The sequence below is a fragment of the Iodobacter fluviatilis genome (genome assembly GCF_004194535.1).
Taxonomy (GTDB): Bacteria; Pseudomonadota; Gammaproteobacteria; order Burkholderiales; family Chitinibacteraceae; genus Iodobacter; species Iodobacter fluviatilis_A.
In genome coordinates, this window is sequence record NZ_CP025781.1 from 2,151,962 (window position 1) to 2,175,345 (window position 23,384).

Sequence of the window (23,384 nt, forward strand, 5' to 3'; positions counted from 1 at the left end):
AAGAAATCTGCCCCTGTTACTTGTCAGAAGCTTGCATGATAATGGTTAGCTACCTGCATCTGGGAGTTTCTATGCTTACTGATTTAATTCTTCTGCTTCCGCTCGCGTTTACTGCCGGTTTAATCGACGCTGCCGTTGGTGGTGGTGGCCTTGTGATGATTCCGGGTTTGTTTGCGATCTTGCCGCGTGAAATTCCAGCTGCACTTTTTGGTACTAATAAATTAGCTTCGATGATGGGCACGGCTTCCGCTGCGGCGCGCTATGCACGGCGGGTTAAATTACCCTGGAATATCTTATTACCCACGGCCGGATCGGCTTTTGTTGGCTCTTATCTGGGCGCACGGTCTTTGCATTTGCTGCCATTGGAATGGGTACGTCCGTTGGTGATTGGCCTGCTGGCCATTATGCTGGTCTACACATGGCTGAAACCCTCATTTGGTCATGAAGATGCAGAGCGTGAGTTGACGCGCCGTGATCTCTATATCGGCCTATTGATTGGGTTGGTGATTGGTTTTTATGATGGCTTCTTTGGCCCCGGCACAGGCTCATTTTTGATTTTTCTATTTGTGCGCTTATTTCACTTTGATTTTTTGCGTGCTTCGGCATCGGCTAAAGTGGTGAATTTAGCTACCAATCTGGCTGCGCTGGCGTTCTTTATCCCAGCCCAAATGCTGATCTGGGGCTACGCCATACCGATGGGCCTCGCCAATATCGCAGGTGCGCAAGTGGGAAGCAAAATGGCTTTAAAAGGAGGCAACATCTGGGTACGGCGCTTATTTTTGATCTTGTCGGTTACGTTAATTTCTAAGCTGGTATGGGATACTTTCCGGCACTAAATAACTTATCAGAAAACAGTATAAGATCTAAACCCAAATCTTGAAACACGGAGGTGCACGGAGAAAAACTAAGTAGAATTTCTCCGTGTTCTCTGGCCCTCTGTAGTGCAAGATTTGGGTTTAGATATTTGTTTTGTAAGGGGCTAAAGATGAATTACTGGTTTATGAAATCAGAGCCGGATGATGTGTCGATTGATGATCTGGCGAAGCGCCAAGATCAGACGGTGGGCTGGTATGGTGTACGCAATTATCAGGCGCGAAATTTTATGCGCGATGAGATGCAGTTAGGGGATCGAGTATTTTTTTATCACTCCAGCTGTAAAGAGCCGGGTATTGCTGGCCTTGCCGAGGTTTGCAGCCATGCCTATCCAGACCCAACTCAGTTTGATGCTAATTCTGAGTATTTTGACAGCAAATCGACGCAAGAAGCTCCACGCTGGCTGCAGGTTGACGTGCGTTTTGTGCAAAAGACCCGCTTGCTAAGCTTGAGCGAGCTGCGAGGCTACCCAGAGCTGGCCGAAATGCTGCTGCTGAAAAAAGGCTCGCGTTTGTCGATCACCCCTGTATCTGCCATTGATGCTGCTTTTATTTTGGCAAAGCTATGCTGACCGCGATTTTGGCCTATCTAGGTGTTGGCTTGATTGCTGGATTTTTAGCGGGCCTGTTAGGGGTTGGGGGCGGTTTGGTGATTGTGCCTGCACTGCTGTATGTGTTTGCTCTGCTTGGCTTACCGCCAGAGCATCATCAGCATTTGGCTCTTGGCACCTCGATGGCGACGATTGTGTTTACCGGTATTGCCAGCCTGAAAGCGCATCACGGGCGTGGAGCGGTGCGCTGGCCGGTGGTAAAGACGATTACGCCTGGTATTTTGCTGGGTACTTTTGCTGGCGCACAGCTGGCGGCGTTTATACCTGGGCTAGGCTTGCAGTGGTTTTTTGTGGTGTTTGCTTATTTGGTGGCGGCGCAAATGTTGCTGGATTTCAAGCCTAAGCCATCCAGAGCATTACCAGCTATGGGCGGCATGAGCGCGGTAGGGACGACGATTGGTTTGGTTTCCAGCTGGGTAGGGATAGGTGGCGGGTCTTTATCGGTACCGTTTATGACGCTATGCAATGTGCCGGTGAAAGAAGCGATTGGCACATCGGCAGCGATTGGCTTGCCGATTGCGTTGGCTGGTGCGCTAGGTTATATCGTGAGTGGTTGGTCTGCTGGCGCTCTACCTCAAGGGGCGCTGGGCTTTGTTTACTTACCTGCGCTGGCTGGTATTGTGCTGGCGAGTTTTCCTATGGCAAAAGTAGGGGCAGCAGCAGCACACCGTCTGCCAGTGCCTGTGCTGAAAAAATGCTTTGCAGCTTTATTGATTGTGTTGGCAAGTAAGATGCTGTGGAGCTTGCTGAGTTTAAAAGGTCTCTAGCAGCCTGTCGGACTTAGCATCAGTCAGCTGCAAAATCACCTGATCGGCCTATATTTCACCAGATTTTTGACCAATAACTCGTTATTGGCGCTGCAAATCCGGCAAAATCTGGTCTCGATCATGCGATTTTTCGCTTCGACCGTCTAAGTCCGACAGGCTGCTAGCAATGGCCATGATGCAAGGTGGGCAATTTTTTATGCCCACGTGTCTGTCTCTTTGCCTGGGCACGATAAGGCATGCAGATTTTAGAACTTTTACCTCAAGCCCTAAATCACATAAAACAATATGCTGATAAATTGGCACAAACTGCCACCCAGCACAAATAAATGCCAGATGCCATGCCCGTGCGGAATGCGGGTATCGAGTACGTAAAAAACAATCCCCACCGTATAGATCACGCCACCGGCGGCCAGCCATGCCATCCCCGCTGCTGGTAAGGCTGCAGCTAAGGGTTTGATTGCAAACATAATCAACCAGCCCATTACCACGTAAATCACTAGGGATAATGCGCGGGTGCGTTTGCCTAGAATGTTTTCTTGCACAATACCAATAATCGCCAGTGCCCAGTTCACGCCAAATATCGTCCAGCCCAAAGGGCCGCGTAGGGTGACGAGTGCAAATGGCGTGTAGCTGCCTGCAATCAATAAATAAATGGCGCAGTGATCCAGCCGCTGGAAAACCGCCTTGGCCCTGCCTTTAAGCGAGTGATAGAGGGTGGATATCACATACAGCAGCACCAGCGTGCTGCCGTAAACGGCGACGCTGACTACTTTCCAAGGGTCGCCAGTTATGGCTGCAAAGGTGACGAGCAGAATCAGCCCGCTGATCGCGAGTGCCGCGCCGATTAGATGGCTCCAGCTATTGAAGCGCTCTCCCTGATACATATTTTTCCTTTAAGTGTTATAACCTGTGCATGAGGATAACGGCTCTGCAGGCGGAGTGTCTGGTATAAATGCCAGATGAATCATGCATGATTTTATTACCGCAATATGAAGTTTGGTGTTTATAAACAGCGGGATGCACTGTAAAAATTATTCTTTATAACAATTTTAAGGCGCTAATCTCTTGATTTTATGCTAGATTTGCCGCCCTTTCGGATCATGTGTATTCGCTTATTTATGTCTATGCCGTATTTTGTGAGTCTTCATTCTTTTAAAAAAATAAGTGCTCGGTTGGCTCTGCTTGTTGGGCCGCTTGCTGTGCTTTTGCTCGGGCGATATTTCGTGGATAGCCATTGGGGCCCACAGCGTATCTTGTTTTCTGTTTTGCTATTTGCGTTGTTAGCGCTGCCCTTGAATCGTTGGGCCGCTGCGGTAGCGGCCATTAGTTTTGAAGGCTTGTTGTGCCACGCTAGTTGGTTAAAAGAAGGCCAGACAGGCGAGCCACTGCTCGCTAGAGATTTATTTGAAGTGTCTCAAGGCGTATCACTGGCCAGTTATTTAAACTGGGAAATGATTGTTTTTGCGCTGTTGGCCATACTGGCCATTGGCCTTGGCGTTTGGAAAAGACCACGCTTTGCTTGGTGGCGTTTGGTGTTGGCCTTGCTGCTGCCTACGCTGTTATTGGTACGTATTTTTGATCACGGCATTTTAACTAAGACCATATCAAACAACCTAGCTGATCATTTTGATGCGCCTTACCTTTCGTATAATTTTATCCAAAATACCCGCCAAAATGGGCTTTTAGCCCATCTTTATCAGACGGCAGAAAGCGTCAAGCTGCCCGCAGCAGGGCCACACACTTTTTATCAGCTAGGCGCGCTTAAAACACAGGAAGTCATAGAACCAGACGTGGCCTTAATTCTGTGCGAGGCCTGTTTTACCAGCCTGAATGACGAGCGTTTTACCACCCCGATCGCCCGCTTAAAAGAAAAAGGTTTTAGCGCCAGTATGATGCTCAGCCCCGTATATGGTGGTGGCACGGCGGAGGCCGAGTTTGAAATGCTGACGGGTTTATCCTCGGCGGTTTTGCCAGGGATCGATTACCAAAATTACGCCAGTAGCTATCGCAGCAATGCAGCCACCTTGGTATCCAGATACAAAGATGCTGGATACCGAACGATAGGTATGCATAACTTCCATGGTAATTTCTGGAAGCGCCGGGATGTTTACCCAAGCTTTGGTTTTGATTCGACGCGTTTTGTAGAAGAAATGTCGTGGAAAACCAGAACTTGGCCGGACGATGGCCTTTTATACAATACGGCGCTAAAGGCCTATGCAGAAGGCCCTGCCAAAGGTAAAACAATGTTATCGCTGGTGACAGTGATGACGCACGGCAATTACACCGACAGAGATTTTGATGGTGGCCTTGCTGATTACAATCAGCGTTTGGACGCTGCCGTTACTTATCTAGAGAAGTTTGTAAAACAGCTGGAAGCGCAGGCAAAAAAACGCAAGCGCCCGCTTGTGATCGCCCTGATTGGTGATCACAAGCCTTCATTAACGGCCGCGTTTTACCGCAAAGGGGTGTTTGATGATACTTTTTTCCGGCAGAAAGGGGAGCGTAATGACAAATTTAGATTTGCCTACAATCTGACACCGGTACAGTGGCGAAAGCGTGCCGAAGTGCCGCTATTTATCAAGGCCAGCACGCCTGAGTTGGCAGCGAGCATGGCGAGTAATCTAGCCGATAAGCCGATGTTTTGTTTACCAGGTGAGCTGGCTCAGCTAGTGCCTGGGCAGGACCCATTCTGGGGGGCATTATCCAGCCTATGCAGCCGCGCCCCTGATACGCTTGTGCCAACGCACCAGCCAGCATGGCGCAAGGTCTTTGAACCGGCGTTGTTTGCAGAGCGATTGTTTTAATTACATATGCTCTTCACAAGCCGCCTCAACGCTAAGGAGGGCTTCAAAGTAGAGGGTGAAGTAGTGGTTGGCGTTAATCCCGCATTCGACCAAGAGTTTTCCATCTGGGCATTGCCCTGATTCGCTGGCGATGGCTAAATTGAGAAAAGGTGCATAGCGCCCCGTGCCTTGCAGTAAGGCGAGGCAAACAGCCTCTGGCAGTTTGAGTAGCCCAACAATTTGGGATAAAGGGCGGTGGATTAATTGCTCTAGCACTGAAAACAGGCCAAGTAGATATAAATGATCTTTTTCTTGCGGCCAGCGTTGGCTGCCTAAGCGCTCGGTGAGCTCGGCACGTAATAGCGCATGTTCTAGCAGGGAAGGATTGGGTTTTTCTTGGCCAGGCAAAGAAAATAGCAGTAAAGATAACCAGCGATAAAGCCGCTCCCGCCCTAATGACACTAAGGCTTGGTCTAGTGTATCAATTTTTTTATTTCTAGCTTCGGCGGCAGAATTGGCTTGTGCTAATACTCGGAAGGAGAGTAGTGGGTCGGTTTTAAGTGAAAGGGCAATCTCACTATTGCTGGCATCTTGGCGTAGTAAATTAAGTAAATCCATCACTCGTAAAAAACCTGCCTCAATCGGCCCTTCTTGCCAGGTATTTTGATGAAATAAGTGGCCTGCGGCATAGCTGATTTCTAATTGCTGGCAGAGTTGAAACTCATCGTGCCATGCTAGATCAAGCATCAACACCGGCTTATTTGGGCCCTGTGCTTTGATGCGGCGTACCAGCCTTTCTATATCAGGAGCAAGCTTGCCATTTACAGAAAAAGCGAGCCATTGCGCTTGGGCGATGATTTCGGATGACCAAGTTGCAGGCAGCTGTAGGGCGAGTCCTAGTCCTGATTTCTGAAGTTTTTGTAAGGTTGTTAAGCCTCCCTCGGGTAGGGCGGTGTTGGTATTAAGCAAGAGCATGCCGTTTTGTGTGGCAAATTGAGTGAGCTCAGGCTCAAGCAGGCTGCCCGCAGAAATTTCCAATAAGCGCAGGCGTTTTTTCCCCATAACCGTGCCTAGGCGTACTGCATGGCGTATCAATTCAGCCTCTTCGGCTAAAATTTGGGCAAGGCTTTCTTTATTTTTTTGCCGCCTACGCAGCAAGCTGCCAACAATTTCGCTGCTGTCATCAATAATATTGACGTACTGTAACTGCAGGGCAATAGAGGCTATTGCTGGAATTGGCTTGCTTGAAGGAGTGGGAGCTTGAGTCGGTTTGCTAAATAGCTTTCGTAAGAATTTAAGCATATTGGCTTAACACTATGCACGGGGATCACTAAGTTTAGCAGTCACGCCGTCTTTATACTGGCTTGCTATCGCAAAGACGGTTTGGCGTAACGAATCGCTGAAGTTTTTAGGCGGAATTTAATGCAAGGAGGGTGGGAGGAGCCGTCCCAGCATCGCTAGGGCGGCTAATACGGTTTATTTAGTCAGTTTATCCAGCGCTTCGCGGTATTTAGCGGCGGTTTTTTGCGCTACTTCTAAAGGCAGGGCAGGGGCTGGAGGGGTTTTGTCCCAGCCAGTGGTTTCTAGCCAGTCACGGACAAACTGCTTGTCGTAGCTTGGTGGATTGCTACCCGGCACATACTGGTCGGCAGGCCAGAAACGGCTGGAATCCGGCGTGAGTGCTTCGTCCATCAGGCAGAGTGTGCCATCGGTATCTAAGCCAAATTCAAACTTGGTATCGGCGATGATAATGCCGCGAGTGGCTGCGTAAACGCTAGCGGCTTTATAGAGTGCAATCGCGGTGTCGCGTACCTTTGCGGCCAGCTCCACACCAATCACTTCTTCGCAGCGCGCATAGCTGATATTTTCATCGTGATCGCCAAGCTCAGCCTTGGTCGATGGGGTAAAAATAGGCTCTGGCAGTTGATCTGCCTCACGTAAACCCGCTGGCAAAGCCATGCCGCAGATGGTGCCGTTTTGTTGATACTCTTTCCAGCCCGAGCCTGCGATATAGCCGCGCACAATCGCTTCTACGGCGACTGGTTTTAGGCGTTTTACCACCACGGCACGGCCTTCAACTTGTGGCAGATCTGCTGCGCTGACGACATCTTCTGCACGCTCGCCAGTGAAATGGCTAGGCACCACATCTTTTAGCTTATCAAACCAAAAGTTGGAAATAGCGGTGAGGATTTTGCCTTTTTCAGGAATCGGCTCGGCCAGAATCACGTCAAACGCTGAAAGGCGGTCGGTTGCGATCATCAGCATGCGCGCATCATCAATCGCGTAAAGATCGCGTACTTTGCCTGAGTAAATCTTAGTCAGGCTGGTCAAATTGGTCGTGGTAAGGCCGGTCATCGCAATTCCTTAAGGCATCAGAGTGGAGCAACAGGCCGCTATTTTGCCCGATTATTGGCCACTTTTGCATAAAAGCTGGCAAGTTCTAGCCCAAAGGTCTCCACACTTCAGAATTTAAAAACTAAGTTCTGTGGACACAGAGCTAAATGAAAACACACAGAAAAACAAAATGTCTTAATTTCTTAAGGTTTTCTCTATGTGCTGCTTTTTAACTCTGAGTGCTCTGTGTCTACAGATCTTGGTTTTTTTAAACCACCGTATCTAGTTGCTGCAAGAGATACAGTCGTTGGTAGATACCGCGATCTATCCGCATCAGCTGGTCGTGGTGGCCTTTTTCTGCGATGCGGCCATGATTCAGTACGATGATTTGATCTGCATCGCGGATGGTAGATAGGCGGTGGGCGATGGAGATCATGGTGACTTTACCGTGCAGGCGAGATAAAGCTTGCTGGACGATTTGCTCGGTTTCGCTATCGATATGCGAGGTGGCTTCATCCAGCAGCAGGATGCGCGGCTTGCCAGCCAGTGCGCGGGCGATGGCGATCAGCTGTTTTTGCCCGGTAGATAGCCGTGTGCCACTCTCGCCCATATCGGTGTCGTAACCATTTTCTAGGCTTAAAATCAGCTCATGAACATTGGCGGCGATGGCAGCGGCTTGAATTTCTTCAAAGCTGAGATTACGGCCCATATCGATATTGTCGCGTGCGCTGGCGGCCAGCAGGAAAGGGTCTTGTGGCACTAAGCCCACCCCCGCCCGAAAAGCCGCATCGCCAATTTCTAATAGTGGAAACCCATCGATTTCGATCTTGCCAGCTTGCGGCGTATAAAAGCGTAGTAGTAAAGAGAGCAGGGTGGATTTACCGCTGCCGGTGTGGCCCACAATGCCGTAGAACGCACCGGCTGGAATATTCAGGGATAGATCGTGTAGCACTGGGTGCTTGGCGTCATAACCAAAGGCGACGTCTTTAAACTGCACTGCGCCGTTACTGATCGCGCCTACGCCTTCCCCGTTGGTGGCTTGTTTTTCACTCAGCAGCACATTCACACGGGCAGCAGACACTACCGCTTGCTGAATCTGGCTAAATTGCATGGTGATCTGAATCAGTGGCTCCACTACGCGGGCGATATAGCTAACAAAGGCGTACAGCACACCAATTTCTAGCCCGCTGAAGCTTTGCCGGCCAAACATCCAGATTACAGTGGCAAGCAGCGCCACGTTTAAGAAATCCAGCGCAGGGCGCAGCAGCCAAGCGTTGGCACGCAGCTCGGCCATACGGGCGGCGTAGAGGCTGTGGTTGGTTTTTTCAAAGCGCGCGCTAAAGCGTTGCTCAGAGTTCGTTGCTTGTACTACGCTCATTCCCGCGATGGATTCGGCCATTTGTGCATTGATATCGCTGCGTAATTGGCGCGCTTTGGTGACCGAAGGCGCGCTCCAGCGCTGATACAGCCACACAATCAGAACCACGGCAGGAATCAAAATCAGTACGATCAGCATTAAGCGCCAGTTTAGCCACGCCATAGCCGCCAACGTGCCGAGCACCACAATTAGGCTGTCTAGCATCACAAACAGTACCTGCACATAGAGTGCTTTAACCGATTCGGTATCGTTGGTCACGCGGCTAACCAGTTGGCCGGTGATGGCTTTATCAAAAAACGCCATGGGTAGCGCCAGCACATGGCTATAAACCTGCTCACGCAAGCGTTTTACCGAGCGCATCGCCACACCAGCAAGGCGCAGCAACTGCCAGTATCTCAAGATAGACGCTGCCCAGCCGCAGGCTAGCGCACCGCCGAGCAGCATAAAAATCTCTGGCCAGTTTAAAACTTTGGGCAATAAGTACTGATCGATAAACGCCTTGCCAAGCAAAGGCCCAGCGGCTTCTAGTAGCGCAGCACAGATCAGAAAAAACAATCCCAGCCACAAATGGCGGCGCTCCGGCAGCGCGGCCTTATTAAGCAGTGAAATAGCTTGCTTACGTTCGCTCATAGATCAACCTTTTTGCTTACAAGCAACTTCAAATCTGTAGGAAAAAATTTACTGTAAAGGTTTCAAAACCCAAACCTTGAAACTCCGTGTTCTCCTTTACTCCGTGGTTTAAGATTTGGGTTTATTCAATCACTCTTCCAAGCTTGCTTCCAGCTGTTGATAGCGCCATTGGCTGGCGTACCAGCCATCTTGTTCGATGAGCTCCTGGTGCTTGCCGCTTTCTACTACCTTGCCGTGTTTCAGTACCGCAATATGGTTGGCGTCGACCACGGCGGAGAGGCGGTGGCTGACGATAATCATGCTGCGCCCCTGTTTGGCATCCCTTAGGTGATCCAAAATCTGCGTTTCGGTCTGTGTATCCACCGCCGACAGCGCGTCGTCGAGCAGTAAGAGTGGTGCATCAGAGAGCAGGGCACGTGCGATGGCGACGCGCTGGCGCTGTCCACCTGAAAGTGACACGCCTTTTTCACCGACTGGCGTGGCATATCCATCCGGCAAGCGCAGGATATCGTCGTGCACCGCAGCCAGCTTGGCGACATGCTCGATCTCTGCTTGCGTGGCGTCTGGTTTAATCAAGGCAATGTTTTCTGCGACTGAGGCCGAGAATAAAAACGACTCCTGCGGTACCCAGCTCATGCTGCCGCGCAACTGCTGCAGCTTATAGTCTTCAACATTAACGCCGTTCCAACGCACTGCGCCGCTTTGAGGATGGTACTGGCGCAGCAGCATACGCAGCAGGGTAGATTTACCCGAGCCGGTTGGGCCAACCAGCGCCAGTGTTTGCCCCGCAGCAAGGGTGAGAGAAATACCTGCTAGTGCGGCGTGGTTTTGTTCTGGGTAAGTAAATTCAATGGCATCAAAATTGAGTAAGCCACTGGGTGCGGCTTCAACGATGCCATGATCGTCTACAGTCAGTGGCTGGCTTAACAGCGGATCAAGCCGTGCCCACGCTGCCTTGCCGCGCTCTAAGAGGGAGAGCACCCAGCCCGCAGCAAACATTGGCCAGATCAGTTGGCCCAGATACATGCTAAAGCTGGTTAGTGCACCAATGCTTAGCTCATTGTGCCAAACCAAATAGCCGCCTAAAGACAGTGTTAATACGCTGGCGGCGGTGAGCGTCATGCCAACGACTGGCTCAAAGGCCGCTTCCCAGCGTTGTGCATCTAGGCTGGCTTTGGCCGCGTTGGCCGCCAAGTCAGAGAGCACCTTGCTGTTTCGTCCCTCTAAACCCAGTGCGCGCAGCGTTCTTACCCCTGCCAGTGTTTCTTGCACATGATCGTTGAGGGCCGAAAAGCGTTCCAGCGAATCAGTAGAAGCCTGATGCACTTGGCGCGATAGTCGCCAAAAGCCAAGCGCCATCAGCGGGAAAGGCAGCAGGGCAACGGCGGCTAAGCGCCAGTCTATGCCCAGTGTCATCATGGCCAGCACCAGGATCAGCGTCATCGAGCCATCAAAACCGGCCAGCATGGCTTCACCCGCAGCCATTTCTACCGCGTCGATATCATTGGTGCCGCGTGCCATTAAATCGCCGGTGCGCTGACGATGATAAAAAGCCGGGCCTTGAGCAGCTAGCTTTTGGTAAAGCTGCACCCGCAGCTCAATGCCTAGACGGTAGGCCGCTGTAAACAGCTGCAAACGCCAGCCTACGCGTAAAAAGTAGATGGTTAGCCCCATGGCAACCAAACCAGCCAGTTGCCATAGCAGTAAATCAGGCGTCAGCGATTTATTGACTAAGCCATCAATCATTTGGCCCACTTGGCGTGGAATCCATACCGTGAGCACGGCTACAGCAAAGAGCATCAGTGCCGCCAAAATATAGGCATGCCAATGGCGGCGGACAAAGTCGCCCAATAATTTAAACAGCGTCATATGGAGTGATCTCGAAAGCTTGAGGTGATGCAGGTAAGGATATGGCTCAAAATAAATCCAGAAATGGCTCATTCATTATGATCGTCATTCCCGAGTGTTTCTGTCGGGAATCCAGTGGCTCTGCTGGATCCCCGATAAAACCATTCGGGGATGACGGACATATCAACTTGGGAGGTAATGTGAACCAAGTCCTAAGGAAGAGCGTTCTATTTTAATACTTAGATATTACGCAAGAGTTTATCTAGGAATTGGTAAGCTGGGAAGCAAGCATTAGCCACTTCTTGTGTATTAAATGTACGGTGTGCTTAATGGGAAACGCTGCAGGCCATCCTTTATAAATCGCAAGTAAGTAGTGGGCTGGTAAGATTCGGCTGTAGCTAATTAATTAAAGATTGAAGAGAGAAAACATGTCTTCCGATTACGATGTACTTATTCTTGGCGCAGGCATGGCGGGTTTGAGCTGTGCGCGGCGTTTACAGGATGCAGGTAAAAAGGTTTTAGTCTTAGAAAAAGCCCCGAGTTTAGGTGGGCGTATGGCTTGCCGCAGTACGGCAAAAGGCGAGTGGGATCATGGCGCGCAATACTTTACCGCTAGCGATAGCAATTTTGTAGCGCAAGTTGCAGAGTGGCAGCAAGCGGGCTGTGTGGGCGAATGGGCGGGCAAAATTCAGGCATGGGATGGCGAGTATTTTAGCCAGCCAAGCACGCAACAGCGCTGGGTAGGTGTGCCGAGTATGGATGCGCCATTGCACCAGCTAGTTGAAGGCATCGAAGTTTTATTTGAGATTGATATCGACGGCATTCGCAATCTGGATGGCCGCTGGCAAGTGCTAGCAGGTGAGGAAAGCTGGCAAGCGAGTAAGTTAGTGCTGACGATGCCAGCCGATCAGCTTGCGCCACTATTGCCTAGCGATCATGCATTAGCCACCGTCGCCGCATCTTGCCCAATGGAGCCATGCTGGGCGCTGCTGATTCATTCTTCCAGACCCATCGATTTGCCTTTTGATGGCTTGTTTATTAATCAAGGCCCGTTTACTTGGCTGGCAAGAAATACCAGCAAACCAGGCCGTGGTAGTGAAGAGAACTGGGTAGTGCATGCCTCGCCAGAATGGTCACGCGAGCATTTAGCCTTAACGCCAGATAAAGCCTGCGCCCTGTTAACCCGCGCTTTCGGTGATTTATTTCACGATATGCCGGTTGATCATTTGCCGGTATTTAAGTTGCTACAAATGAGTGCCTACCGCTGGCGCTTCGCCAGCAGCGCCATGCCAGCAGCAGAAAAACCTTACGCCCTCAGTGAGGATGGCTTGGCTTTAGCCGGGGATTGGCTGGCAGGCGGCAAAGTAGAAGGCGCTTATCGGTCTGGGTTTGCGTTAGCTGGGGCTTTGTTGGTTTAAGAGGGATGCCGTAGGAGTGGCTAAAGCCGCTCCTACGGAAGGATCTTTTTGAGTTTTTTACATTTTATGCTGCGGCATGTTGCCTGCTCTACTAATGGCAAGCGCTTAAAATGGCATGTCGCCCGTTCTAAACTCCACTCCCAGCGCCTCAGAAAGACTCAGCATTTCTTCATCATCCGCGCTTTTTGCCAACCAGCCACCGTAGCAATCGCCTTCGGTAGCCCAGTTCCAAAGCGTATAGCCTTGCGATCTAAGCTGCTCGTAAGCGGCTTCCATCAGATCTGGCACGCTGATGCTGTCTAGAAAATCATCATCATCGGTATCTTCAACACCCCAATCAATGCTGATATCTACCCGCTCTACCAGTGCATCTATGCTGGCAATAAATGATTCGGTGTCTTTCCAATCAACAAAGAAGCCAGATTCCCAATCGATCACATCTTTGATAATCCAGATAACTTCAGTTTCATCGTCATCTTCACTATCGTTTAAATTAGCGACTTCTTCCTCAAAGGCGGCCCATTGAGCTTCTACGGCAGCAAGGTCATCAAGGTTAATGAGTTCAAAAAGTCGCTTAACGGATTGTTCCTTTGTAGTGCTCATGGAGGGCTCCTTTGCTGTAGTCGCTAATATAAAAAGAAGGGATGGATTACGTTATAAGTGGAATGACAAGCCAAGTTAGAGATAGTTTCTGCTGTATTGATACTTACTATTAGCATAATAATACGTTCAAGGCATAGCTTGCACATTGCTTGTACAAAAATAAGCAGCCCGCCCTAAGTCAATTTTCAATCGGCAGCCCCGAGGGGCAGTTTTCAATCAGCGCCAACAGAATTGTGGGCGTCGGAGACATGAAAATCAGAGCTTACACACTCAATGTATTTACGAAGGCCAGTTAAGGCGGCAATCCAGCCGGAGTTGTATCGGCTGATCATATCTTTATTTTATAGTTGGCCTCTGTTCCAAGTCAGGGACATCATGCATGAGCTGATCTAGTCACTTTCACCCAAGGCATGGCCTGAGCAAAATCCATCCTCAAGCCAGAACAACACCGCGTGTTCGTGCCGAAATACAGGCTTCGAATCTCTCGGCTTATGCCTTCTAAACGGTACACCACCACCAAAACCACCGTGCCAGCTAGATCGCTGGGCACTTTTTCCGCGCAGGCAGGCAGACAACATCATAGTGTGGGCTAAAAGCCACCATGACTCTTTATTATAAAGATCTACAATCATCACCTTCCGCAAAAGACGCTGGGCCATCACATCCTGATTCAGGCGATGAAGGAATTGTAGGCCCGAATGATTTAAAAAACGGGTCTACAATCTGGCGGGACTTGACCATGTCCGTTAATTCCATCATCCCTCACTCATGCCTAAACGCGTGACCAGCGGTATAAGCTACAAATTTTCACTTGGCAATCAACAACAATATCGCTCGGGCATTCACGCCATACACGATGTTTTGCCCGCCGATCAAGGTTTCCGATCCTGGTGCCATCATGGTGTTGGCACCTTCGTTCCAGGTCGAGGTATCCATCACACGATACCAAGTCTTGCCAGCACCAGGCGATGGCAGCGTGAAGTTGACTAATCCGGGCCAGCCATTGTAGGCCACATAGATTGCCGAAGCGGTATCGCCGAGTTCGCTGCCATCAATGCGATAAGCCAGTGCGTGGTTGCGTGCATCGCCAAAATAGGTCGCATCTGGAGTGCCGCCATCGGGTTTGAACCAGGCCAATTGCGCTAAGCCATTTTTGTTGTTGTCGGCTGAAGAATAAAAATCCATCGGGCGCAAGGCGGGATGGGCTTTGCGGAATGCGATCAAACGTTTGGCGAAGGTATTGAAGTGGGTTTGATCGACGGTCCAAGTGTAGCTTAACCAATTGGTGTTCGAATCCAAGTTATATGGATTGTTATTGCAATTGACGCTGCGCATAAACTCATCACCACCGGTAATCATCGGTGTGCCTGCGCTCAGCAAATTAACAGCAAAGCCATTGCGTGCGGCCTTGCGCTGGTCGGGCGCGATGCCGGCTTGATCCCAGCTATTGTTGCTGTCTTCGCCGCCATCGGAAGGGCCGTATGGCCAAGCTTGAGTGTTGTTTTTAGCATTGCACATATACATATCTTTGAGAGTAAAACCATCGTGTGCCGTTATGAAGTTAATCGAATGCCAAGGTTTGCGGCCATTGCCTTGATACAGATCTGGCGACCCAGTAAAACGTAAGGCGATTTGACCAGGGGTGATTGGCTCGATACCCATTTTGTTTTGCTGTTTTCGGAAAGTATCGCGGAAAATCCCGTTCCACTCTGACCAGCCGAGTGGAAAACCGCCGACTTGATACGAATTGCCGCCAATCGCCCAAGGTTCGGCGATCAAATCGACACCGCTGCCACCAGTAGCCGGACGCGGTGTGAATTCGCGGGTAATACGGTTCAAGGCATTACTGGCATCCATTTTGTCAAAATTGTAGCAGCTGCTTTCGCAGGTATTGCCGAGTACTGACGCCAAATCAAAACGAAAGCCGTCAACACCAAGCGTATTGCTCCAATAGGCGAGTGAATCGATGATCAAGTCTTGCGCCACTGTTTTGTGGGTGTTGTAGTTGCCGCCGACGCCGGTATTGTCATATGACGATTGGTTGTCGGTGCTCAATTCATAATAGGTCGGATTGTCTAGGCCACGGAACGAAAATAGGTTGTACACGGTCTTGTCGGTGCTGCTCCATGCGCCGCCTTCGCCTGTGTGGTTGTACACGACATCGAGGTAGACCTTGATGCCCTGGTCATGAAAAGCCTTGACCATCGCTTTGAATTCATGGGTAGGGCCACCGGGAGCCTTGTTAGACGAGTAGCGGCGATCAGGCGAAAAATAGTTTAGGGTCATATAGCCCCAGTAGTTGTCGTTCAACGTTGAGGTTGGCAATACATCGATGTCGTCATTTTGGATTTCTTGCACTGGCAAAAATTCGACTGCCGTGATGCCCAACGAAGCCAAATAGGACGCCTTCAACCCCGCACCCGCATATGTGCCACGTAAGCTGGCTGGGATGCTGGTGTCGTTCATGGTTAAGCCGCGCACATGTACTTCATATATCACATCGTCTTTTTGCGCACGGGTTGGCTTGGTGCCGATACTTTGGGTGTTGGTCGTTAAGACGATGCCCTTTGGAGCTTTAGTACCGCTGTCGATATTGCGATAAGTCGCGCCAGTTGCATAGATGGTGTCGTCGGTCCAGGTGGGATTGGTTGGATCATGGCTAATTTCGAGCGCATAGGGATCGATCAGCAGTTTGTTTGGGTTGAAGCGGTTACCGGCGGCATCGACATCAGAAATAAAACCGACGCTGCTGCCCTTGGTCCAAGAGGTGCTATATGGCCAATTCGGCCCCCAAGCGCGATAGCCATAATATACGGTGCCGTTGATGCCCAAGCCCTTGAGCGTGTTTACTGGGATACTGGTCGACCAGACATTGTTGGCATTCTTGGTTAACACGTATTTGCCGACTTCTTGCGCACCGTAGGCGGTGGCGTACACCGACACTTCGATGCGGGTGGCGCGTGATGTATAGACTTTGAATAATACATTGGCGGCAGTGGCGTCGTAGTTGGCACCGAGGTTCGAGGTATTGATTGCGGCATGTACTAGGCCTGGAAGCGCACAAAAACTAGCGATGGATAGCATGATCCCAGTAACAATCTTATTTAATTGCATTGCTTGTCTCCAATCATTCCTTTTTTGAGAACGCTGGGTTTGTGCTTGTTGTGTGCCGCCCAGTCGAGGTGTGTAGATTATCTGGGATTGAGTGAAAAGCATGGATAAATGATTGCCAGCTTCCAATGATGTGATTTTTGATCCACTTATCCATAGCAATGCTCATGCGCAAATTCATTGTTTGTTTTATTTTGACACCTGCTTCTGCCGTCTGTACGGACGTCAATTCCGCAGGGTGCACAAATCAATTTAAGAACGAACAGCCCCAAATCCCATACGGATTTACGCTAAGCGCACTGTCACTGGTGTGCCCAATTGCGTGAAGCGGTTTAAGATCGCAACACGCACTTGTAGTTTTGCACGCACACCTCGAGCGGGTCTGGTGCTGCATTCGGATCGGGGTAGCCAATACGCGGGTATGAGTACCAAGCGCTGCTCAAGTTGCACGGCATCGAGTGCAGTATGAGTCGAAAAGGTCATTGCTGGGATAACGCCGTGATGGAGCGCTTCTTCTTGAATTTAAAAATGGAACGGGTTTGGCGTCGGGATTACGCCAATCATTGGGAAAAGACATCACCGAGTACATCGTAGGCTTTTACAACTGCGTGCGTTTGCACTCGGCTCGAGGCACAAACCACCAATGATTTATAAACAAGAAATGGCAGCAAAAACACTGATCGTGGTGCCTGAAAATACTTGACCACTACATCCTGCCGATTATCAGCATAATAATTTGATCATAATACGCTTAGATTGCCTAAGCACTTTCTTTGTATGGGTTGTCAGCAGGATGCCACAGCGCATTCTATTGGCTTTCAATACATATAAAGCTATCTCCACATTGAACGCAATAGGGCGAGGAATGAGGGGTAGAGTACTCGGTTGCCATGGGCACTTAAATGATCGCCATCAAAAAATAAAGGTAATTGCTGATCAAAAGCCGAGCAGGTTTCTGATGGGCAAAGGGCGGAGAAAGTTTCCCAAATCAGCAGCTTTGGGTGATTCTTTTGCAAGGCAGCAAGCGTGGTGAATGCTGGCTTACTCATTTCTTGTAAATAACTGCGCTTTATACTGAGACCGCTTTGGCAAATGGGATTACTGGCGTTAAACCAGTCTGAGCAGCGAAAGGGCGGGGATTTAAAAACGGGTTTAGGGGCATCCAGCATCACGATTAAAGAGCGTTTTTCTAAGCGACTAATAATGTTCTCTGCTTCTGCCAAAACCTGATTCCGATGCTCGTCTGCTTTTTGGTTGGAATCTAAAACTTGCGCCTCGATAAAGGTGGTCCATTGATCGCTTAAACGGGGCATTCTGAGCGAGGCTAAAAAAATCAGATCGCCTGCTTGTGCGGTCTGTTCAATTTGTCTGAGTGCTTGCTCGATAAATTCTGCGCATTGTGAGTCTGCTGTTTGGCGTAAATTGGCGACAGGGCAGCCTGCTGCCGAGTAAGGTAAAACTTCAATACCTTGCTCATCACTCAGCTTTTGCAGCATGGTGCGGTAAGCTATAGCGTGCGAATCACCTAGCACAAAGATTTTTCGATGGGAAAAAATAGCTGTTTTTTGTTCGTTGCTGGCTGAGGGCCAAGCCTCGGGGTACCAGTTTTGTACATCTCGCGTCACGCTTAGACTAAGCCGTGGCTGTGCTTTGAAAATATGCTGGGTGGAAATAAAGCAGAGCAGAATAATTGAAATCCCTCCCCCTGCAATTTGCCAGTCTCGTTTGCTATGAATAAAAATATTTTGGCGTATTGGGCGCTCTAAAAAGTGATAGGAAAAAATACTACATAAGCCTGTGGCTAGAGCTGCAGCCAGTATATTGCTTGGGTGATCTAAGCCGGTGGTCCATCTAAATAGCACCAAAACAGGCCAGTGCCATAAATAGAGTGAATAGGATATTTTGCCGATATAAACCAGTAATGGAAATTGCAAGATGCTTGCTAAGCGGCCTGATGTATTAGCAACGCCAGTAATCAGGCATAAAGTGCCGCTTACTGCTAATAGAGCCCAAGGAAAGGGAAAAGATTTTGGGTCAGAATATATAAACCCGATCGCGATTAATATAATACCCAGTGCAATTGCAAAGTTTGAGTTGTGTTTTGATTGAATAATTAGTTTATTTTGCTGGTGGCATATAAACAGCATAGCGCCACTGGCTAGTTCCCAGAATCGGCTGGGCAGAAGGTAATAGGCATGATTTGGAGCCGATTGGGTTTCATGCCAAGAATAAACCAAAGAAACAATAAATAGTAGTGGCAATAGATAGGGAGTGATGCGCCCCATAAATGTTTTTTGTTCTTTATGTTTTATCCAAATAAAAAATATAAAGGGGAATAATAAATAAAATTGCTCTTCAACAGCTAAAGACCAAGTATGGGTAAAGGCATTAAACTCAATACGGGGTGAGAAATAGCCATCGTTAAACCAGATCAGCGCATAATTACTGATGCCAGCAAAGGCATATAAAGCAGTACTATTGGTGCTTTGGCTTAGCCATGATGCGGGCACAAGGAGCGTTTGCAGCAGGCCAACAATCATTAAACAAGCTAAGAGCGCTGGGTAAATACGGATAATGCGCCTAGAGTAAAATTGCAGCACAAAGCCAATAAAATGACGATGCTGGCTCTTGGCTAAGCTGCTACTGACGACATAGCCAGAAATCACAAAAAAAACATCTACCCCTGAAAAACCACCGGGCAAAATTAGCGGGTTAAAATGAAATAAAATAACTGATAAAACAGCAATTGCGCGCAGGCTATCTATTTCAGGAATATAGCCTGAAGAGGGCATTTTTTTAATTAAAGTCATTCTCCGCCTTTAGATGTAGTGCATAAAAACACCTGATTAGTGCAAAGCACGGTGTGATGCGAAGTCCTGAGGGTGGTATGCGGGATAGGCGTGATTGAGCCGCTCCTCCCGTTTTATGACTTATTTATAGCAGATCGCGATGTGTTTTATGTGGCTTTAAAAGCAAAAAACCGCATTAAAGCGGGTTTTTGCAGGCTTGCTTAATTACTTTCCAATACAAAAACGGCTAAAAATCACCCCAAGTAAGTCATCAGAAGTAAATTGCCCAGTAATTTCGCTGAGCGCGTTTTGCGCAAGGCGCAATTCCTCTGCAAAGATTTCGATTTGCAGATAGGCAGTTTCTGCCGTTACAAGATGGCTTTGGGCGCGGCGGATGGCGTTAAGGTGGCGTTCTCTGGCGATAAACACGCTGTCGTCATTGCCATGCCAGCCAACCAAGGCGAGCAGCTTGCTGCGCAGCTCAGTTAAACCAATGCCTGCTTTGGCCGAAACGTGGATTTCATTCTCGGCCACGATGCCGGGTACATCGCCGGTTAGATCAATTTTGTTAAATACCCGTAGCACGGGCAGCTGAGGTGGCAGTTTATCCAAGATGGCTTGATCGTCTGCGGTGATGCCTTCGCGGCTATCGATAAGGAGCAGGGCGAGTTCTGCCTTGGCAATGGCTGCCCAAGTTCGCTCGATACCGATTTTTTCTACGATATCTGTGGTGGTCCGTAGGCCTGCGGTGTCAATAATATGCGCGGGTATGCCATCAAGCTGGATCAGCTCTCGTACCGTATCGCGGGTGGTGCCAGCAATGGCGGTAACAATGGCTATTTCTTCACCTGCTAACGCATTCATTAGGCTACTTTTACCGACATTGGGCTGGCCAATGAGCACGATATGCACGCCTTCACGCAGCAATTTGCCTTGGGTGGCAGTGCCAAGTACCCGCTGCAGCTGGCTTTGTAGCTCTAGCAACTTGCCGTGAGCATTGGCGGCTTCTAGAAAATCGATATCTTCTTCGGGAAAATCGAGTGTGGCTTCTACTAGCATACGTAGTGTGATCAGCTCGTCGACCAAGACATGGATTTCGCGTGAGAACGCACCATCCAGTGATTTAAGCGCTGATTTTGCGGCGGCGGTAGATTGGGCATCAATTAGATCGGCTACGGCTTCGGCTTGAGCCAAATCCATTTTATCGTTTAAGAAGGCACGTTTGCTGAACTCCCCAGCTTCGGCAAAGCGAGCACCCAGCTCAATGCAGCGCGCTAATAGCATTTGCATCACAATCGGCCCGCCGTGGCCTTGCAGCTCAATCACGTCTTCGCCGGTAAAAGAGTTGGGGCCGGGAAAATACAGGGCAATCCCTTCATCTACCACGCTGCCATCTGCGGCTTTAAAGCGGGCAAAGTGAGCATAGCGGGGGGTAAGCGGCTTGCCGATCAGCTTATCGGCGATATCGCCTAAATGACGGCCAGAAATGCGAATAACGCCCACACCACCTCGCCCTGGGGCGGTGGCAATGGCGGCGATGGTATCGGGGGTGTAGAGCATATTGATCTAATCACTTAAATATTTAAAACTCAAATCTTGAAATACGGGGTTGCACAGAAAAATCTAAGCACAGGCACTCTTTATTTTATCGAGCGGATGGTATTTATGGCTAGGTTTTGAGTGAGGACTGTTTTGTGAGCATATTTCAAGATTTGGGTTTTAGTGGTGAATGTAAAAACGCCGCCCTAGGGCGGCGTTTTGATAAGGCTGCAAGCTTAGGCTTTCGCTTCAGTAACCTTATCTGCATTTTCAATCTTACGCGTGATATACCATTGCTGGGCAATAGAAATCACGTTATTAACGACCCAGTACAGTACCAAACCAGCTGGAAAGAAGAAGAAGAACACACTGAACATCAGCGGCATAATCTTCATCATCTTAGCTTGCATCGGATCTGGCGGTGGTGGCGATAACGATGTTTGGATATACATCGAAATAGTCATCAATACTGGCAGTACGTAGTAAGGATCTTTCACTGATAAGTCAGTAATCCAGAACATCCACGGTGCTTGGCGCAATTCAACCGATGCCAGTAGTGCCCAGTAAAGTGCAATAAACACAGGAATTTGTACCAGCATTGGCAGACAACCACCTAGCGGGTTCACTTTCTCGGTTTTATACATTTCCATCACGGCTTGCTGGAATTTCATCTTATCGTCGCCGTGCTTCGCTTTGAGCTGTTCCATGCGCGGTGCAAGCTTGCGCATTTTAGCCATTGAGCGGTAGCTGGCAGCGGCGAGTGGGAAGAACATCGCTTTGATCAGCATGGTCAGTAGAATAATCGACCAACCCCAATTGCCTACTATCTTGTGAATGAAATCCATTACCGCAAAGATAGGTTTAGAGAAAATGGTGAAAATACCATAATCTTTAATTAGATCAAAGCCTTGCGATACGGTTTCAAGTACACGTGTTTCTTCTGGGCCAACAAACAATGGCACCGTTGTTTCGTACTTGGCATTGGCTGCAATCGCTGGCAAATCAACAATCACACCGGCGGAGTACAAGCCATCTGGCAGCTTTTTCAGCTCGTAGCGAACGCCATTTTCACCGCCTACTGCAGGGGCACCCACTGGGGATACAATCCATGCGGTAGCAAAGTAATGTTGCAACATGGCCACCCAGCCGTCTTTGGCGGTTTGCTCATAATCGGCTTCGCCTTTATCTAGCTTGCTGAATTCTACCTTTTGGAATTTCTTCTTCTCGGTGTAAACAGCTGGGCCAGTAAAGGTGGTTGCGCCCATATGGCCGCCGCTGCCTTCAGGTGTTTTGCCATCACGTAGCAGGCGGAAGTAAGCCGAGGCTGTTAAAGGCTTGCTTGTGCCGTTAACGATTTCGTACTTCACATCAATCAGATAGCTATTACGCTTAAAGGTATACACCTTGGCGATTTTTACACCATCTGGGCCTGCAGCTTCTAAGCGAACCGCTACTTCATTTTGACCATCGGCCAATTGGTAAGCGCTTTGCGTGCTGGTGAAAATGCTTTTATGCGTAGGCAGGCCATCACCGATCAAGCCGGTTTGGGCAACATAGATATGCTCGCCTTCGTCTTGTAACAGTGCAAATGGCTTTTTAGCATTATCAATCATGCCATGCTTAAGCAGCTCTACACGGCGAAGATCGGCACCATTGGTGTCAATTTCAGCATTGAAGAGATCGGTTTTTACCGTAATACGCTGACCGCGTTGCAGTCTGCCAGCATCTTGAGGTGCTTGGCCTGGGGCAGCTTGTTGGGGTGTAGAGCCATTGGTGGCGCTTGCTGTAGCAGCAGGCGTGGTTTTTATTTGAGGGTAACGCTGTTCCATCCACTTCTGCCAGAAGAAGAGAATGCCGAATGACAACGCGATAAAGAGGATAAGTCTCTTGGTATCCATTGGTGCTCGAAATGGTATGCGGATTTATGGTACCGGATCATGGCCGCATCCACCCCAAGGATGGCAACGGCACAGCCGGCGAGTAGTTAGCCAGCCCCCTTTTATCACACCGTAGCGTGTCACGGCTTCAATGCCGTATTGGGAGCAAGTTGGCGTGTAGCGACAGCGGGGCCCAAGGAGCGGGCTAATAGTAAACCGATAAAGTGTTAGTAAGGCGACGATTATTTTCGACATTTGTGAATCTTGCCGAGCAGTGAAATAAGTGCTTCACGTGCTGCAGCGCCTTCTTTTCGCCCAAATGGTCGACGTGCACGTACTACCAGATCGATGCCGGTTACTTTATCTGCGTTCAGACGAAATGTTTCTCGTACTGTGCGTTTGATGTAATTGCGGCCTACTGCCCGTTTGTCTGTTTTTTTTCCGACGACAACGCCAAGCCTAGCGTGATCTAGCCCGTTGGGCTTACCAAGTACTTGAAAGAAATCGTTGGAAGAAGAACAGCGCAAACTAAAAACGGATGAAAATTCATCCGCTTTCAGCAGGCGCATATTGCGCGCAAAACCAGTTTGGGAGTGTCCCAACAAAGCTTAGCATCAAGGTTCTGCCCGCAATTAAGCGGTCAAAACCTTGCGGCCCTTTGCGCGGCGAGCGTTGATAACGCGAACGCCACCAACGGTTTTCATGCGGGCACGAAAACCGTGAGTGCGTTTACGTTTGATAACTGAAGGTTGAAATGTACGTTTCATAATATTGGATCCCTGCCAAACAAAATCGAAGTAAACCGCCGTTTATATGCCTTCTAT

The 23,384-nt window shown here is 49.3% G+C and carries 19 protein-coding genes and 1 pseudogene; 6 read left to right on the forward strand and 14 right to left on the reverse strand.

What is annotated here, in order from left to right:
• The first annotated feature begins 71 nt into the window (after nt 1–71).
• The 3 genes from C1H71_RS09710 to C1H71_RS09720 all read left to right on the forward strand — a co-directional run bounded on the left by C1H71_RS09710 (nt 72) and on the right by C1H71_RS09720 (nt 2,250).
• Nucleotides 72–836: a sulfite exporter TauE/SafE family protein gene (locus tag C1H71_RS09710; protein WP_130106379.1), complete on the forward strand. Its 765-nt coding sequence runs from the start codon at nt 72–74 to the stop codon at nt 834–836.
• A gap of 149 nt (nt 837–985) precedes the next feature.
• On the forward strand, nt 986–1,444 hold the full coding sequence (locus C1H71_RS09715; RefSeq protein WP_130106380.1) for an EVE domain-containing protein: 459 nt from the start codon (nt 986–988) through the stop codon (nt 1,442–1,444).
• The gene (locus C1H71_RS09720; protein ID WP_130106381.1) at nt 1,438–2,250 is read left to right on the forward strand and encodes a sulfite exporter TauE/SafE family protein; all 813 of its coding nucleotides are present in this window, start codon (nt 1,438–1,440) and stop codon (nt 2,248–2,250) included. Before C1H71_RS09715 ends, C1H71_RS09720 begins: the two co-directional genes overlap by 7 nt.
• 266 nt (nt 2,251–2,516) lie before the next feature.
• On the opposite strand, the gene trhA is transcribed toward C1H71_RS09720, so the two are convergent.
• A complete protein-coding gene (gene trhA / locus C1H71_RS09725; protein ID WP_130106382.1) occupies nt 2,517–3,134 on the reverse strand; it encodes a PAQR family membrane homeostasis protein TrhA in 618 nt (205 codons plus the stop codon).
• 339 nt (nt 3,135–3,473) lie between these two features.
• Here trhA and C1H71_RS09730 point away from each other — a divergent pair, with 339 nt between their 5' ends.
• Complete coding sequence (locus tag C1H71_RS09730) at nt 3,474–5,054, forward strand: LTA synthase family protein (protein ID WP_188053700.1); 1,581 nt, start codon at nt 3,474–3,476, stop codon at nt 5,052–5,054.
• Here the strand turns inward: C1H71_RS09730 and C1H71_RS09735 are convergent, their stop codons facing one another.
• The 4 genes from C1H71_RS09735 to C1H71_RS09750 form a co-directional block, all read right to left on the reverse strand.
• Entirely contained in the window at nt 5,055–6,335 is a 1,281-nt protein-coding gene (locus tag C1H71_RS09735) for an EAL and HDOD domain-containing protein (protein ID WP_130106384.1), read from the reverse strand. It abuts the gene before it with no gap.
• Nucleotides 6,336–6,509: 174 nt separating this feature from the next.
• The gene (locus C1H71_RS09740; protein ID WP_130106385.1) at nt 6,510–7,388 is read right to left on the reverse strand and encodes a phosphoribosylaminoimidazolesuccinocarboxamide synthase; all 879 of its coding nucleotides are present in this window, start codon (nt 7,386–7,388) and stop codon (nt 6,510–6,512) included.
• A 247-nt stretch (nt 7,389–7,635) separates the two neighbouring features.
• Nucleotides 7,636–9,375 carry an ABC transporter ATP-binding protein gene (locus tag C1H71_RS09745; RefSeq protein ID WP_130106386.1) on the reverse strand — a complete coding sequence of 580 codons (1,740 nt, stop codon included), beginning with the start codon at nt 9,373–9,375 and terminating at the stop codon, nt 7,636–7,638.
• Between the two features lie 129 nt (nt 9,376–9,504).
• A complete protein-coding gene (locus C1H71_RS09750) occupies nt 9,505–11,244 on the reverse strand; it encodes an ABC transporter ATP-binding protein (RefSeq protein ID WP_130106387.1) in 1,740 nt (579 codons plus the stop codon).
• 407 nt (nt 11,245–11,651) lie between these two features.
• On the opposite strand from C1H71_RS09750, the gene C1H71_RS09755 reads away from it, so the two are divergent.
• A complete protein-coding gene (locus C1H71_RS09755; RefSeq protein ID WP_130106388.1) occupies nt 11,652–12,641 on the forward strand; it encodes an NAD(P)/FAD-dependent oxidoreductase in 990 nt (329 codons plus the stop codon).
• Nucleotides 12,642–12,746: 105 nt separating this feature from the next.
• Here C1H71_RS09755 and C1H71_RS09760 read toward each other — a convergent pair whose 3' ends face one another.
• The 3 genes from C1H71_RS09760 to C1H71_RS09770 form a co-directional block, all read right to left on the reverse strand.
• Nucleotides 12,747–13,244: a DUF6630 family protein gene (locus C1H71_RS09760; RefSeq protein ID WP_130106389.1), complete on the reverse strand. Its 498-nt coding sequence runs from the start codon at nt 13,242–13,244 to the stop codon at nt 12,747–12,749.
• 389 nt (nt 13,245–13,633) lie between these two features.
• The gene (locus C1H71_RS09765) at nt 13,634–13,903 is read right to left on the reverse strand and encodes a hypothetical protein (protein WP_130106390.1); all 270 of its coding nucleotides are present in this window, start codon (nt 13,901–13,903) and stop codon (nt 13,634–13,636) included.
• Between the two features lie 148 nt (nt 13,904–14,051).
• Nucleotides 14,052–16,358: a glycogen debranching protein gene (locus C1H71_RS09770; protein ID WP_130106391.1), complete on the reverse strand. Its 2,307-nt coding sequence runs from the start codon at nt 16,356–16,358 to the stop codon at nt 14,052–14,054.
• A 361-nt stretch (nt 16,359–16,719) separates the two neighbouring features.
• On the opposite strand from C1H71_RS09770, the pseudogene C1H71_RS09775 reads away from it, so the two are divergent.
• Nucleotides 16,720–17,058, forward strand: a pseudogene (locus tag C1H71_RS09775) (transposase); the annotation flags it as partial.
• Nucleotides 17,059–17,188: 130 nt separating this feature from the next.
• Here C1H71_RS09775 and C1H71_RS09780 read toward each other — a convergent pair.
• The 6 genes from C1H71_RS09780 to rpmH all read right to left on the reverse strand — a co-directional run bounded on the left by C1H71_RS09780 (nt 17,189) and on the right by rpmH (nt 23,327).
• Entirely contained in the window at nt 17,189–19,165 is a 1,977-nt protein-coding gene (locus tag C1H71_RS09780) for an acyltransferase family protein (RefSeq protein WP_130106392.1), read from the reverse strand.
• A 204-nt stretch (nt 19,166–19,369) separates the two neighbouring features.
• Nucleotides 19,370–20,704, reverse strand: coding sequence for a tRNA uridine-5-carboxymethylaminomethyl(34) synthesis GTPase MnmE (gene mnmE / locus C1H71_RS09785; RefSeq protein WP_130106393.1), 1,335 nt, complete (start codon nt 20,702–20,704; stop codon nt 19,370–19,372).
• Between the two features lie 215 nt (nt 20,705–20,919).
• Entirely contained in the window at nt 20,920–22,581 is a 1,662-nt protein-coding gene (gene yidC, locus C1H71_RS09790; RefSeq protein ID WP_130106394.1) for a membrane protein insertase YidC, read from the reverse strand.
• A gap of 24 nt (nt 22,582–22,605) precedes the next feature.
• Nucleotides 22,606–22,815 (reverse strand): membrane protein insertion efficiency factor YidD, encoded by a 210-nt coding sequence (yidD, locus tag C1H71_RS09795; protein WP_130106395.1) that lies wholly within the window; start codon nt 22,813–22,815, stop codon nt 22,606–22,608.
• Entirely contained in the window at nt 22,803–23,129 is a 327-nt protein-coding gene (rnpA, locus tag C1H71_RS09800; protein ID WP_130106396.1) for a ribonuclease P protein component, read from the reverse strand. The genes yidD and rnpA overlap by 13 nt, the downstream gene beginning before the upstream one ends.
• Before the next feature lie 63 nt (nt 23,130–23,192).
• The gene (gene rpmH, locus C1H71_RS09805; protein WP_082752850.1) at nt 23,193–23,327 is read right to left on the reverse strand and encodes a 50S ribosomal protein L34; all 135 of its coding nucleotides are present in this window, start codon (nt 23,325–23,327) and stop codon (nt 23,193–23,195) included.
• Nucleotides 23,328–23,384: the final 57 nt, after the last annotated feature.

Bases quoted from the DNA above. Each gene is read 5' to 3' on its own strand.
- mnmE (WP_130106393.1), bottom strand. From the start codon at position 20,704: ATGCTCTACACCCCCGATACCATCGCCGCCATTGCCACCGCCCCAGGG.
- C1H71_RS09780 (WP_130106392.1), bottom strand. From the start codon at position 19,165: ATGACTTTAATTAAAAAAATGCCCTCTTCAGGCTATATTCCTGAAATA.
- C1H71_RS09720 (WP_130106381.1), top strand. From the start codon at position 1,438: ATGCTGACCGCGATTTTGGCCTATCTAGGTGTTGGCTTGATTGCTGGA.
- C1H71_RS09735 (WP_130106384.1), bottom strand. From the start codon at position 6,335: ATGCTTAAATTCTTACGAAAGCTATTTAGCAAACCGACTCAAGCTCCC.
- C1H71_RS09710 (WP_130106379.1), top strand. From the start codon at position 72: ATGCTTACTGATTTAATTCTTCTGCTTCCGCTCGCGTTTACTGCCGGT.
- rpmH (WP_082752850.1), bottom strand. From the start codon at position 23,327: ATGAAACGTACATTTCAACCTTCAGTTATCAAACGTAAACGCACTCAC.
- C1H71_RS09715 (WP_130106380.1), top strand. From the start codon at position 986: ATGAATTACTGGTTTATGAAATCAGAGCCGGATGATGTGTCGATTGAT.
- yidD (WP_130106395.1), bottom strand. From the start codon at position 22,815: ATGTCGAAAATAATCGTCGCCTTACTAACACTTTATCGGTTTACTATT.
- C1H71_RS09765 (WP_130106390.1), bottom strand. From the start codon at position 13,903: ATGGCCCAGCGTCTTTTGCGGAAGGTGATGATTGTAGATCTTTATAAT.
- rnpA (WP_130106396.1), bottom strand. From the start codon at position 23,129: ATGCGCCTGCTGAAAGCGGATGAATTTTCATCCGTTTTTAGTTTGCGC.
- yidC (WP_130106394.1), bottom strand. From the start codon at position 22,581: ATGGATACCAAGAGACTTATCCTCTTTATCGCGTTGTCATTCGGCATT.
- C1H71_RS09750 (WP_130106387.1), bottom strand. From the start codon at position 11,244: ATGACGCTGTTTAAATTATTGGGCGACTTTGTCCGCCGCCATTGGCAT.
- C1H71_RS09745 (WP_130106386.1), bottom strand. From the start codon at position 9,375: ATGAGCGAACGTAAGCAAGCTATTTCACTGCTTAATAAGGCCGCGCTG.
- C1H71_RS09740 (WP_130106385.1), bottom strand. From the start codon at position 7,388: ATGACCGGCCTTACCACGACCAATTTGACCAGCCTGACTAAGATTTAC.
- trhA (WP_130106382.1), bottom strand. From the start codon at position 3,134: ATGTATCAGGGAGAGCGCTTCAATAGCTGGAGCCATCTAATCGGCGCG.
- C1H71_RS09770 (WP_130106391.1), bottom strand. From the start codon at position 16,358: ATGCAATTAAATAAGATTGTTACTGGGATCATGCTATCCATCGCTAGT.
- C1H71_RS09760 (WP_130106389.1), bottom strand. From the start codon at position 13,244: ATGAGCACTACAAAGGAACAATCCGTTAAGCGACTTTTTGAACTCATT.
- C1H71_RS09755 (WP_130106388.1), top strand. From the start codon at position 11,652: ATGTCTTCCGATTACGATGTACTTATTCTTGGCGCAGGCATGGCGGGT.